At 43.2% G+C, this 13,622-nt stretch carries 9 protein-coding genes; 6 read left to right on the top strand and 3 right to left on the bottom strand.

Translation table 11 applies throughout. The annotated features are described in order from the left end of the window. Positions 1-3: 3 nt before the first annotated feature. The 3 genes from AC3CHU_RS08690 to AC3CHU_RS08680 form a co-directional block, all read right to left on the bottom strand. Entirely contained in the window at positions 4-2,661 is a 2,658-nt protein-coding gene (locus AC3CHU_RS08690; protein ID WP_488524367.1) for an MlaD family protein, read from the bottom strand. Further along, positions 2,648-3,985 (bottom strand): paraquat-inducible protein A, encoded by a 1,338-nt coding sequence (locus AC3CHU_RS08685; RefSeq protein WP_171308300.1) that lies wholly within the window; start codon positions 3,983-3,985, stop codon positions 2,648-2,650. The genes AC3CHU_RS08690 and AC3CHU_RS08685 overlap by 14 nt, the downstream gene beginning before the upstream one ends. Before the next feature lie 78 nt (positions 3,986-4,063). Further along, positions 4,064-5,860 carry an ABC transporter ATP-binding protein gene (locus tag AC3CHU_RS08680; RefSeq protein ID WP_114633583.1) on the bottom strand — a complete coding sequence of 599 codons (1,797 nt, stop codon included), beginning with the start codon at positions 5,858-5,860 and terminating at the stop codon, positions 4,064-4,066. Between the two features lie 89 nt (positions 5,861-5,949). Between AC3CHU_RS08680 and AC3CHU_RS08675 the strand changes: the two genes are divergently transcribed. The 6 genes from AC3CHU_RS08675 to AC3CHU_RS08650 all read left to right on the top strand — a co-directional run bounded on the left by AC3CHU_RS08675 (position 5,950) and on the right by AC3CHU_RS08650 (position 13,400). After that, on the top strand, positions 5,950-6,441 hold the full coding sequence (locus AC3CHU_RS08675) for a GAF domain-containing protein (RefSeq protein ID WP_017077212.1): 492 nt from the start codon (positions 5,950-5,952) through the stop codon (positions 6,439-6,441). Between the two features lie 97 nt (positions 6,442-6,538). Beyond that, a complete protein-coding gene (proQ, locus tag AC3CHU_RS08670; protein ID WP_054547712.1) occupies positions 6,539-7,162 on the top strand; it encodes an RNA chaperone ProQ in 624 nt (207 codons plus the stop codon). Positions 7,163-7,179: 17 nt separating this feature from the next. Then, the gene (gene prc, locus AC3CHU_RS08665; protein WP_065205174.1) at positions 7,180-9,174 is read left to right on the top strand and encodes a carboxy terminal-processing peptidase; all 1,995 of its coding nucleotides are present in this window, start codon (positions 7,180-7,182) and stop codon (positions 9,172-9,174) included. Between the two features lie 274 nt (positions 9,175-9,448). Then, positions 9,449-10,135, top strand: coding sequence for a hypothetical protein (locus tag AC3CHU_RS08660; protein ID WP_488524366.1), 687 nt, complete (start codon positions 9,449-9,451; stop codon positions 10,133-10,135). Positions 10,136-10,353: 218 nt separating this feature from the next. After that, the gene (gene pepN / locus AC3CHU_RS08655) at positions 10,354-12,960 is read left to right on the top strand and encodes an aminopeptidase N (protein ID WP_488524365.1); all 2,607 of its coding nucleotides are present in this window, start codon (positions 10,354-10,356) and stop codon (positions 12,958-12,960) included. A gap of 221 nt (positions 12,961-13,181) precedes the next feature. Then, positions 13,182-13,400, top strand: a complete 219-nt coding sequence (locus tag AC3CHU_RS08650; protein ID WP_004733645.1) for a DUF2835 domain-containing protein — start codon at positions 13,182-13,184, stop codon at positions 13,398-13,400. Positions 13,401-13,622 lie beyond the last annotated feature (222 nt).

The raw sequence follows: 13,622 nt of genomic DNA, 5'->3' as shown, positions 1-13,622 counted from the left end.
ACTCTATGGGCGAGGAATCGCTGTTCTCCATGACTTCCACTCATCTTCTGCTTGTGGATATAGGTAGAAAGACTGATCTTCGCTTGCCACAGGCTGAAGTTCACTCGTCGGAGGCGTTGAGAAGGTAATTCCGCCTCTTAATAAACTGTCGACCGTTCCGGCTTTGATGTTTGCACCAGAGAGACCGATAGAGACATCGACACCCGACACGTTCCAGAACACTGTGTTTGCGCGGATCAGATACGCGTAGTCAGGCTCTATTTGAATCGTAGAGATGATGCGGTCAGCAAACTCGCCTAGTTGAACATCGATAACACTACCGATTTCTAGTTCACGGAATAGGATAGGTGTGCCTTCAGACACCGAGCCTCGCGTTTCGCTTTGTAGCTGGAATATCTTGCCTTCAGGCTGCACTGGCCCTTTGCTAAGCTTAAATTTCGTACTTCTGTCACCATTGCCTGGATCTACGTTGATGTGCTTAGAGAGAAGCGCAGAGACGTTTTTGATGCCATTAAGGCCGATCTCAGGTTCTGCTAACCAGAAGTGACTGTTCGCCACGGCAATCTTGTCAACGTACTCCGGTAAGATTCGCGCGGTAATTTCAATGCCGCCTTTATTGAAGTTAGGGATCACCAAAGTGACCTCACCTACAGTGACACCTTGGTATTTGATCGCCATACCCTTGCTGACTTCTTGATCGCCAGAAGAGGTAATCGTAATCGCGCGGCCAAATTTTCGAGCGGATTTAGAATCTTTGTACAGCTTCCACACATCGCCAAGCTTATTGTCTATACCGGGAAGCGAATCAAAAGCAATACCACCCTGAATTAGCGTTTTAACGGGTGCCGCTTTAATACTAATACCCGATAGCGAAGCATCAATTTCAACGCCTGAGCGGTTCCAAAAAACGGTATGTTTATTGAGTAAGTGCGTGTAACGATTTTCGATCGTGACTTTGATTCTTACACCACCATCAGCAAGCTGAAAATCTGAAATGCTACCCACTTGTAGGTTACGGTAGAGCAGTGGGCTGCCTTTAGAAATTGAAGGTAACTCACTAGCAAATAACGAAAGCGTCTTTGAGCCTGACTGATTAAACTTAGCGATTTCTGCTAACGATTTGCTTTGGAAAAGTTGGTAGTCAGTTCGAGCTTCAGGTTTACCTTCACTCACAAAGCTGATCGAGCCAGTAAGAAGCTGTTTTGCCGGTGGAACAGTAACACTTAGACCTGATTCGGTCAGCTCTGCGGTCGCACTGCCTGTCACAAAGAAACGGTTGTGACTTTTGATTAGGTGCGCATATTCGTTATCGATAAGCGCATCCATAAACACTTCGTGCTTGTCAGAGCCAGTGCCAACACCATCAACTAAGCCAACTTGAATGATAGAGCCAACGGCAATGCCTTTGTAGAGCAGTTGTGTACCGACATCCAATCCGAATGAGTTGTTTGATGTTAAGCGAATCGCGACTGACTTTTCTTGTTCCTGACTGAACTCGTTTTTACGAATCGCAGTAAATCGACGTGCCTTTTCACCTTCGCCCGGTACTAAGGTTAAAAAGTTACCTGTCACTAAGTTGGCAATGTTTTTCATACCAGTGAGTGACAATTCAGCTTCTTCTAAAACGAATTTACTCCCGCTATTTAAAAAGTCGCTGAATGCCGGTTGGATAGCGGCAGATGCAACCACGTTTTCGCGACCTTCGCTTAAAGATAAATCAGTGATCTGACCGATTTCTATGCCTCGATACATGATCGGAGCGCCAGTTGCGCTGATCTTGTTGTCATCTGGCACGGCGATTTTGATAGAGATGCCACGACCGGCAGTTTTCAAATCTGGGTAGAGCTTGAACTTGGTGTTCATCTCGACGGGCTGACCTTCTCCGGGAGAGTCAACCGCAATTGAACCGCCAAGCAGCGCGCTTAGGCTTTCTAAGCGCACATCGACGCCTGAAAATCCAATACTGGCACCTAAGCCACTGACATTCCAAAAACGGCTTTGGTCGGTAATGATATGGCTGTATTCATCTTTAATCGACGCTTGGATCGTAACGGACTTCGCGTTGTCGTTTAATTGGTAGTTGTAAACCTCACCAATTGGAATTTTACGATAAACGATTTGAGAGCCAACAGACACACCGCCCAGATCTTTGGTCGTCAGTGAGATATTTAGACCTTCAGAGGCCAATAAATCAGAAGGGGAGGATTCTAGAGCTTGGAAAACGGTTTCTAGTTCTTCTTTGGTTTCGCTAGGATGAATAGCAATGTAGTTACCCGAAACAAGCGCGTCTAACCCTGAGATACCAGACAAACTCGCCGTTGGTTTTACGAGCCAGAAACGTGTGCCCTTTGAAAGTAGCTTCTTCGCTTCTGGGTAGATGTCAGCATCGACATAGATACTCGATAAATCTTTGGACAAGGTGATGTCGCGCACCATACCCACCTCTAAGCCTTGGTAACGAATTGTTGTTCGACCTGCGACTAAACCTGCGGCATCTGAAAAGTATATCTGCACACGTTGCCCTGCATCGTGTATCGATTTCATGACTAACCAACCGGCTAATGCGACGGTTAATATCGGCAGAATCCACAAAGGTGAAATGCCTTTGTTTTTCCTTACTTCTGGTGAATATGACGTTTGTGATTGGTTATCGTTGTTCATTCACTGACTCATCTTTAGAGGTGTAGTTATCCCAAATTAGCCTAGGATCTAAGCTTTCCGCTGCCAGCATCGTGAGAACAACAACGACACCAAAAGCGACTGCACCATAACCTGGTGTAAAGTTTAAAATTTGTCCACGGTCGACCAAGGTCATCATGATCGAAATAACGAACAGATCCATCACCGACCATTTTCCCACCCACTTCACAATGAAATAGATGGTCATGCGCTGCCTATGGTAAACCGCGCGCTTCATCTTGATACAAATTAAGATGTACGTTAGACCAAGTATTTTCGCAACAGGCACGACGATACTGGCAATAAAAATGATCGCTGCGATACCATACATGTCGCTATTGATTAGCGAAGCGACACCAGAAATTATCGTGTCTTCTAGCCTTTGTCCGTTTGTAATAAGGATAGAAATAGGAATAACGTTGGCTGGTACGATAGCCACTGACGCAGCAAACAACAGAGCCCATGTCTTCTGTATAGAGTAAGGCTTACGGTGATATAAGTCATGGTGACAACGTACGCAAGTATGACCGTCAGGTTGAGAAAGATGGCAGTTGTGACAGTGTACGTTCTTACTTTCTACAAAAGAGTAATCAGACTCTTGAGCCCAAGCTTCCCAATAGCGACGCACACTGATACGGCTTACCAGTAATACACTGAAAAGCTGCAGTAAAATCAATCCAACTAAACCAGGGCCGACAAAAATATCTGAGTAATCCTGCAGTTTGAAGCATGAGACAGCCAAACTTACCAGAAATACATCCAACATCATCCAATGCTTTAATGTTTGGATGATGGATAACGCATACCTAAATGGCGTGAAAATCTTAAAGCGCAGTGCTGCATGAGTGACGAGTACAGAGGTACAAACGAGTAACGGGGCGATCGAACTACAGAATAGGATGAGTAGGCCTAGTAGAGGGAAGCCTTCACCCATTAAAGTAAAGACACCTGATGGTAATGTCGCAGGTATCATGACGCCAATCAGACGAATACTGATAAATTCAAAAAAGTGTGAGGGGATAAATAGCAATAAGCAGGTAATCGCGATTGCTAGGTTTCCAGACAGGCTAGGTGTACCGCCTCGGTAAAGCTGAGTGCCACACCTTGGACAATATGCGGATTTCCCTAGAGGGATATCCATTTTATCAACGGGGAGTTCACAGCCCTGACACAGACGTACAGAGCTGCTGTCGCACAGGTGCTTGGTTCTTAACGGAGACTTAGTTGTCAACGAGGACTTAGTTGACAACTGGTGCTGAGTCGATAAAGAGTTGGTTTCGGATGGGGAGGTCACGCGACCTCCCAAGTTGAAACACCAATCAGACTTTTAAGCTGATTTAAATGCCTAGGACTACACTGACTTAAATCTCTAGAACAATAAACATCAGGCGTGCGATTGCACACTGCCATAGAGTGTTTGATATAGTCCTTGTTGTTCAACCAATTCACCATGCGTTCCCGTCTGTGTGACTTGCCCATCTTCTAAAACATAGATTAGATCGGCCTGTTTCACCGCTGATAATCGATGAGCCACTATCAAAGTTGTGCGATCTTTCAAAAACTCGCTTAGTGCTTTATGCAGTGCTGACTCTGTTGCTGTATCCAGGGCAGATGTCGCTTCGTCAAGAATAACAAACTTAGGATTACTCAGCACCATGCGGGCGATCGCTAAGCGTTGTCGTTGACCACCAGACAGTCGAACGCCATTCCTACCAATTTGCGTATCCAAGCCATTACTCAGCTGTTTGATTACATCTTGCATTTGAGAGACTTCAAGCGCCCGCCACAACGACATTTCATCGTATTCAGCACCAAGGGTCAGATTATGCCTTAATGTATCGTTAAAGAGTATAGGTTGTTGTAAAACAACGGCAATTTGACTGCGTATTATGTCAAAACTGATGTCGTCCGTTGTTTCACCATTAAAGCGTATACAACCAGAGTCCGCCTGATAAACCCCAATTAACAACTGGATCAACGTTGATTTACCACCACCGCTAGCACCCACTAGGGCGACTTTTTTTCCTGCTGGAATGTGTAGCGATAGCCTATTTAAAACAGTGTTTTCTAATGTGTAAGAGAATGTAACGTCTTCAATGTCGACTGTCACTTCTTTATGGTCATCAAAAGGGTTTACCTTGCTAACAGGGCGATGTTCTTCTTCTAGTTGCAGTAGGTCGTTAATACGTTGCAGCGCTGCTTTCGCGCTATACCAAGAGAATTGAATCCCTAACAATTCTTGGACAGGGCCTAACATGAACCATAAATAGCCGAACACCGCAAAAATCTGACCTATCGTCAAGTCACTGAATAACACCATCAACATTGCAACAGCACGGAACAGTTCAAAACCTAATAGAAACAATAAAAAGGACACTCGACCTGCAGCTTCCGATTGCCATGCGTATTTATCGGCATCAATTCTTACTTGGTTTGCTTGAACTTTAAGTTCATCAAGAAAGATACGCTCCTTATTAGCGGCGCGGAGTTGATAGATGCCATCCAAGGTTTCCACTAAGCGATTCTGAAAACGCTCAAAAGACTGGTTCTCATATTTTTTGAGGTGTTTAACTCGGCTGCCGAGTTTACGAGAAAAATAAATAACAACAGGATTGACCAGTAAGATAAATAGCCCAAGTCGCCACTCTAACCATAGTAGGACGATAGCGGTTCCGAACACCGTCAAGAAACTGATGATAAATTTAGAAAGGGTCGAGCCAATGAACTTATCAATGGTCTCTATGTCTGTAATTAGGTGGGCATTAATACCGCCGCTGCCCTTGGTCTCATATTGTCGGATGCTAATGCGGCCAAGTTTATCGATCATCTTGCTACGCATCTGGTAGGTGATCGTTTTGGAAACCAAAGTAAATTGGCGACCTTGTAGAATATTCAGCGCTTGGCTGGCCGAGCGCATTAAGATAACCAACAAGAGAGTAAGCGCAATATAACCAGTCGGCGTTTGCAATGAGACTGGAAGTAGCTGATTCATCATCTCTAACCCTGAAGCTGGCTTATCAAGCAAAACTTCATCGACCATGAGTGGCATAAGTAGAGGGATAGGGACGCTAATTAGGGTTGCAATAATGGCAACAAAGTTAGCAAACAGTAATTTGGACTTGTGTTTTTTTACTTGAGTTATCAACCAAGAACGGCTAATAGTGTCTTCTGAATTGTTCATTGTAATGAGAATAAGTCCTATTTAGTTTGATGGCCGCATTTTACTGCGTTCTCTTGATAATGGAAGTCTCAATTTAATTGGAAGTTAATATGAAAATAGAACATTACCAACGCTTAACCAAACAAGCCGTTGCATTAATTGAATCTGAAACCGATCTAATTGCAAATCTTGCAAACATTAGTTCATTATTATTCATGGAATTGGATGAACTGAATTGGGCGGGTTTCTATTTAATCAAGCAAGACCTAGCTAAGGAAAAAGACGAACTAGTTCTGGGTCCATTCCAAGGTCAACCTGCCTGTGTTCGAATTCCGGTAGGGCGCGGTGTGTGTGGAACTGCGGTTGCGACAAATACAGTTCAGCGTATTCATGATGTGCATGAGTTCGAAGGTCACATCGCTTGTGACGCGGCAAGTAACTCAGAAATCGTTATTCCATTCTCTATTGATGGCAAAGTTGTGGGTGTTCTTGATATCGATAGTCCAAATATTGGTCGTTTTTCTCAAATTGATGAAGACGGATTGACATTTTTTATGGCTGAAGTGGAAAAGGTGCTTAATTCGCACGCGAACAAGGCATAAATTATTCTCTTACTGTGGTTTTTCCCAAGCATCTCTCTATAATACGTAAAAATATTTTCTTAATGCTCGCGGAAAACCGCAAAAACCAGGAACCCACATGGAAAACACTGAAAAGTTAAAAAACAGCAAAGAAGTTATCGCATATATTGCTGAATGTTTCCCTAAATGCTTTACTCTAGAAGGTGAAGCAAAACCACTTAAAATTGGTATTTTTCAAGATCTTGCTGAACGTCTAAATGAAGACGAAAAAGTAAGTAAGACTCAGCTTCGTGCAGCGTTAAGACAGTACACATCATCATGGCGTTACCTGCACGGCGTAAAAGCTGGTGCAGATCGTGTTGACCTAGACGGCAACGCGTGTGGCACATTAGAAGAAGAGCACGTTGAGCACGCTAAGGCTACACTTGCAGAAAGCAAAGCGAAAGTTCAGGCTCGTCGTAAAGAACAAGCACAGAAAGCTCGTGAAGAAGGCAAGGCGAAAGCTAAGGCGAAGAAAGCTCAACAGCCTCGTCGTCAAGCGCCTAAAGCACCGAAAGTAGAAAAGCCTGTAGAAACACGCGCTTTGAACGCTGACGAATTCATCGCTGGCAAAGAAGTAAATGTGAACATGGGTACAGGAAACATGGCTGCGACCATTGTTGAAATCAATAAGGAAGATGTGCGTGTTCAGTTAGCAAACGGCCTACAAATGGTTGTTAAAGCGGAGCACTTGCGCGCTTAAAGGAGATACTCCTACGCATGAAATGCCGTTCAAAATTGACACTGATTGCTGCTAGCTTTTGTCTAGCAGCTTCAGCTCAGGCTCTTGAAGCCAAATTAGATCAGGACGATTTACCTTTACTCGTTCCTGAGGCCCAACACGAAACTGCTAGTAAACGTGTTACTTCTCGATTTACTCGTTCTCACTATAAACACTTCAATCTCAACGATGATTTCTCTCAAGCTATCTTTAATCGTTATTTAGAGATGCTGGATTATAATCGTAATATCTTCACTCAAGCTGATATTGACTCTTTCTCCTCATCATCTGTTCAAATTGATGATCAGCTGAAAGCGGGTAATAACCAGATTGCTTTCGATGTTTATAATCTTTCTATGCAGAAGCGTTTTGAACGTTTTCAGTATGCGCTGTCTTTGCTAGACACTGAGATTAAGTTTGATACCGATGAAAGTATTGAGCTCAATCGCAATGAAGCGAAATGGCCAAAAGATATCGCCGAAGTGAATGAGCTTTGGAGGAAGCGTGTTAAATACGATGCGTTGAACCTAAAACTTACTGGTAAAGAATGGCCAGAGATTCAAGAAGTTTTGGAAAAGCGTTACAACAATGCGATGAAGCGTATCACGCAGTCGCATAATGAAGATGCTTTCCAAATCTACATGAACGCATTTGCGCGTGAAGTTGATCCTCACACCAGCTACCTTTCTCCAAGAAATGCAGAGCAATTCCAATCAGAGATGAATCTATCTCTAGAAGGTATTGGTGCTGTACTTCAGATGACTGACGACTACACCGTTATTCGATCTCTCGTTGCTGGTGGCCCTGCGTCAAACAGCAAACAATTGAGCGACGGCGATCGTATTGTTGGTGTTGGTCAAGATGGCGAAGAGATTGTTGATGTTATCGGCTGGCGTCTAGACGATGTAGTGCAATTAATCAAAGGACCGAAAGGGACCAAAGTTAAGCTACAGATCTTGCCAGATGGTAAAGATGCAAAAAGTCACGTTGTCACAATTGTACGCGATAAGATTCGTTTAGAAGACCGCGCTGTTAAATCAGAAGTTATCGAGAAAGATGGCAAGAAGATTGGTGTACTCGAAGTACCAAGTTTCTATGTTGGTCTTTCTAAAGATACAGACAAACTGATCACTGAGCTTAAAGGGCAAGGTGTTGAAGGTATTATTGTTGATCTGAGAAACAACGGTGGTGGTGCACTCACTGAAGCAACTGAACTCTCTGGTTTGTTTATCAAAGAGGGACCCGTTGTTCAGGTGCGTGATAGCTACGGTCGTGTCAAAGTGAACAGTGATACTGATGGCGAAATTAGTTACCAAGGCCCACTAACGGTATTGGTCAATCGCTACAGTGCTTCAGCCTCTGAGATCTTTGCGGCAGCGATGCAAGATTACGGTCGTGCAATCATTCTTGGCGAAAACTCTTTCGGTAAAGGAACGGTGCAACAACATCGCTCTTTGAATCATATCTATGATTTATTCGATAAAGAATTGGGCTATGTTCAATACACAATCCAGAAATTCTATCGAATCAATGGTGGCAGTACGCAAAACAAAGGTGTAGTGCCTGATATTGCTTACCCAACGCCAATTGATCCTGCTGATACTGGTGAAAGTGTTGAAGATAATGCTCTGCCTTGGGACAGTATTGATAAAGCAAATTATTCAGTGTTACAGCGTAACGATGAAGAAATAATTGCTTTGACTGCCCAACATCAAGCTCGCATTGCTACTGACATGGAATTCGGCTTTATTGCGCAAGATATTGAAAAATATAAGGCAGATAAAGACGATAACGACCTTTCTTTGAATGAAAAGGTACGTCAGCAAGAGAGCGATGATGCGGATACGCTTCGTCTAGATCGTATTAACCAACGTCAAAAGGCCGCTAAATTAGAGGCATTTAAAACGTTAGATGATATTCCTAAAGACTATGAAGCCCCGGATGCTTATCTTGATGAGTCTGTTGCTATCATGCTGGATATGATCAAGAAATAGAGCAAATATCTGTTAAAGGTGATTGTTTAAAGATGCACAATTTAAAAAGCGAGCCTAGGCTCGCTTTTTTTGTGTCTATGATTTGACAGGAATACCTGATTGTAACCGTTGAGATTGTCGCAAAGAACACTCAATACTCAGGGTCATTTAGCTCTATTTTGCATCGAATAATGACATTTAAGTTACTTTGCACTTAAAATTTAGTGACTTGGATCATATTTTTTCGCTTTCTATTCATTACGTGCCTAAGCTTAAAGAAAACGAGGGGGCGCGTATGAAATGGATTCTACTATTTTTATCTTGTTTAAGTTTTGTTGCTTTTGGGAGTGAGGTTGCTGCTTCGAGCGATCAACAATCAAAAAGTGATAGCAATCTATCTCATTTTGACCTACCTCTGTTGCTTGGTGATTGGTATTTGATGAACCCAGATCCTGAGCAAGGTACTGAAAACTTTAGAGCAATCAAACTGACTCTCGATTCAAACTACTCTTTCTCTATTGATATTCAGAAGAAAGACTATAGTGTCGACCATTGGGAAGGTTTGTATAATGCCAATGAAGACACGATTATTTTGGGTTTAAATACTTCTGAGCCTCAGGTTTACGCTTACAGCAGTAATCACAATATGCTGAATCTTAACGGTGTGATGTTCACCAAAGCCTTGCCCAACGCCCTGGCGGGAATATGGTCAAGCGCAGAACTTTCCGGGAGCGATTTGCGTGCCAGTAACATTCAAACAATGGATTTAGTGCTTCAGCCTGACTTTATCTTCATGTTCCGAGTGTCCGATGAAGAAGGGGGGGAAGTCATTCGTCGCGGAGTGTATTACACCGAAGGCGACCAGTTAGTACTGCTGTATGAAAATGGCGAACACGGTACTCGTTACACACTGAACAGTGATGTGTTGACGCTTCAAGGTGAAGAAGGAGACATGTTTGCGGTGCTCAATCGCATTCGTTAAGCACTATATCTCGCTGTAAAGTCGGGCTCGTTGATAATATGGTTCACAGTTCATTTCTTAGCCGTTCCTGTCTGATTTGATTGATAAAATAGCAAAACATGGAGGCATTTTCCTACAATGCCTCCTTTTTTTAATATTCCCCTTGTTTTATTGGCGCTCAACCTTTAGATATATACAGTTAAAAAATAATTACGTATAACGATCAAAAGGAACCCGTCATGGCACATACACCTCAAGCCAAGTATCGTAAAGATTATCAATCACCATCTCACACTATTTCTGAAATCGATCTTACTTTCGATTTGTACGATTCAGCATCCATCATTACCGCTGTTTCTAGTGTTAAGCAGGAGAAAGAAAGCTCGACATTAGTACTTGATGGTGAAGGCTTGAAGTTGGTGTCTGTTTTGGTTGAAGGTAAGGAGTGGGCGCAGTTCGAACAGTCTGAAACTCTACTTACTTTGAATGATCTTCCGAAAGATTTTACATTAACGATCGTTACGGAAGTTGACCCTGAAGGGAACAGCGCACTTGAAGGCCTGTACAAATCGGGTGGTGCGTTCTGTACTCAATGTGAAGCTGAAGGTTTCCGCCGCATTACTTACTATATGGATCGCCCAGATGTGTTGGCGAAATTCACGACAACAGTCATCGCAGACAAAGCTGAAAACCCATTCTTATTAAGTAATGGTAACCGTGTAGATGAAGGCGAAGCTGAAAACGGTCGTCACTGGGTGAAATGGCAAGACCCACATCCAAAACCTGCGTACCTGTTTGCTTTAGTTGCAGGTGACTTCGATGTACTTCGTGACGCATACACAACACAATCTGGTCGTAATGTTGACCTCGAAATCTTTGTCGACAAAGGCAATCTAGACCGCGCAAACCACGCGATGGTTTCTTTGATTAACTCAATGAAGTGGGACGAAGAGCGTTTCAATCTTGAGTATGACTTAGACATCTACATGATCGTAGCCGTTGATTTCTTCAACATGGGTGCGATGGAAAACAAAGGCCTGAACGTATTCAACTCTAAGTTCGTTTTAGCAAATGACCAAACAGCAACTGATACAGATTACCTAGGTATAGAAGCGGTTATCGGTCACGAATATTTCCATAACTGGACTGGCAACCGAGTAACGTGTCGCGATTGGTTCCAGTTAAGCTTGAAAGAAGGTTTAACTGTATTCCGTGATCAGGAGTTCTCATCTGATCTTGGCTCTCGCGCAGTTAACCGTATCAACAATGTTCGCATTATCCGCGGGCCACAATTCGCTGAAGATGCGAGCCCAATGTCTCACCCAATTCGCCCTGAAAAAGTGATAGAAATGAACAACTTTTACACATTGACGGTATACGAAAAGGGCAGTGAAGTGATCCGAATGATCCACACATTGTTGGGTGAGGAAGGTTTCCAAAAAGGCATGAAGCTGTACTTTGAACGTCACGATGGCACGGCTGCAACGTGTGAAGACTTCGTAGCGGCAATGGAGGATGCATCGGGTGTTGACCTGTCTCAGTTCCGTTTATGGTATAGACAATCAGGTACCCCGACACTTTCTGTTGAAAGCCATTACGACGCAGAGAAAAAAGAGTACACGTTAACGACTCGCCAAGTAACAGCGCCAACTCATGAGCAAACTGAAAAGCAGGCTCTGCATATTCCTCTAGATATCGAGCTATACACAGCGTCAGGTGAAGTGATTGAGTTACAATGTAACGGTCAACCAGTTCACAATGTATTAGACGTGAAAGAAGCGGAACAAACGTTCGTGTTTGAAAACGTTTCAGAGCAACCAGTTCCATCTCTGCTGCGTGAGTTTTCTGCGCCAGTGAAACTTGAATACAATTATTCAGACGAAGAGCTGATCTTCTTGATGGTGAATGCTCGTAACGAATTCTCTCGTTGGGATGCAGGGCAAATGCTGCTAGCGAAATACATCCGTAGCAACGTAGATAACGTTCAACAAGGTCAAAAGTTTGCACTTTCTTCTGAAGTCGTTGATGCATTCCGTGGTGTATTACTCAGCGATTCGTTAGAACCTGCGTTTATTGCAGAGATGCTTTCTCTACCAAGTCATAATGAAGTGTCTGGTTGGTATGAGCGTGTCGATATCGATGCGGTTGCATCTGTATTGAAAGCGATGAAAGTGACGCTAGCGAAAGAGCTCGAAGATGAACTTGCTGCGGTTTACCACAGTCACGCATTAACAGAATACACGATTGACCATGATTCAATTGGTAAGCGAACTCTGCGTAAAGTTTGTCTAAGTTACTTGGCTCATACTGAAAAGGGTGATGACTTGGTTGTCGCTATGTACCAGCAAGCAAACAACATGACAGACACAATGGCAGCAATGGGCGCGGCGAACATTGCACAACTCCCATGTCGTGAAACTTTAATGGCGGATTACAGCGACAAGTGGAAACATGATGGTCTTGTCATGGACAAATGGTTTGCTCTTCAAGGAACAAACCCAAGTTCAAATGCACTTGAGGTGATCAAGGCGTCTATGTCACACCAAGCATTCAGTTTGAAGAACCCGAACCGTACTCGCAACTTGGTTGGTTCGTTCTTAAATATGAACCCGGTCCAATTCCACAACAAGTCAGGACAAGGTTATGCGTTTGCTGGCGAGATCCTACGTGAGCTGAATAGCAGCAACCCGCAAGTGGCTTCGCGCTTGATTGACCCGCTGCTTAAGTTCCGTAAATATGATGATGAACGCCAAGCTCTAATCAAGAAAGAACTTGAGACGCTGAAGAACATGGACAACCTAGCGAATGACTTATTCGAGAAAGTGGCAAAAGCACTAGAGGCTTAAGCTCGCGCTCATTCACGTAACTGTTTGTTAATAAGCGGCTTGCTAACAAACGGTTTACTAATAACAAAAAGTCATCAGTGGTAGATAATATCTGCCACTGATTTTTTTGTTTCTGGGTTATCGAATTTTCGATAAGCTAGAGCAGTTTCAAGCTCAGTTGTACAGTCAGACATCGTTAAGTGCCAAAAAGCACTGGTACTGTATATTTACACAGGTATTGTATGAATCGCTATATTTTCCAACTTAACATCTCATATCAGCAGTTTTTGGCCAGCTATTCTGGTGCGGCAAGTAAAGTCCAAGTGATAACGACTACTGGATTACGCCTACAGTTACCTGCAACTCGGTTCAGACCTTTTCTTACACAAATAGGGGTTAGAGGGCAGTTTAGACTGACAACTGACCAAAAAAATAAGTTTATTAAGTTGGAAGCTCTGTAAACCTTGGCGTGCCTAGTGAGTTAAAAGGAATCTTAATCACATAATCAAACATTTCACCTCTTACCACCTCCAAAACAATTAACTATTTATCAATAATGCTTTTACAATAAATGAATGCATTACCTTTGCTTAACTCGTTAGTAGGAAAGAGCTCAACGGCTCAATTCAAACACTAGCTTAAGTAAGCCCCCTAATAATAAAATATAATTCTAATTGTGGAGT

The sequence above is a fragment of the Vibrio sp. QJM3NY_39 genome (assembly GCF_057785895.1).
The sequence above is the reverse complement of the archived record's forward strand: the minus strand, read 5'-3'. Positions and strand labels throughout refer to the sequence as shown.

Bases quoted from the DNA above. Each gene is read 5' to 3' on its own strand.
- proQ (WP_054547712.1), top strand. From the start codon at position 6,539: ATGGAAAACACTGAAAAGTTAAAAAACAGCAAAGAAGTTATCGCATAT.
- AC3CHU_RS08690 (WP_488524367.1), bottom strand. From the start codon at position 2,661: ATGAACAACGATAACCAATCACAAACGTCATATTCACCAGAAGTAAGG.
- prc (WP_065205174.1), top strand. From the start codon at position 7,180: ATGAAATGCCGTTCAAAATTGACACTGATTGCTGCTAGCTTTTGTCTA.
- AC3CHU_RS08675 (WP_017077212.1), top strand. From the start codon at position 5,950: ATGAAAATAGAACATTACCAACGCTTAACCAAACAAGCCGTTGCATTA.
- pepN (WP_488524365.1), top strand. From the start codon at position 10,354: ATGGCACATACACCTCAAGCCAAGTATCGTAAAGATTATCAATCACCA.
- AC3CHU_RS08650 (WP_004733645.1), top strand. From the start codon at position 13,182: ATGAATCGCTATATTTTCCAACTTAACATCTCATATCAGCAGTTTTTG.
- AC3CHU_RS08680 (WP_114633583.1), bottom strand. From the start codon at position 5,860: ATGAACAATTCAGAAGACACTATTAGCCGTTCTTGGTTGATAACTCAA.
- AC3CHU_RS08660 (WP_488524366.1), top strand. From the start codon at position 9,449: ATGAAATGGATTCTACTATTTTTATCTTGTTTAAGTTTTGTTGCTTTT.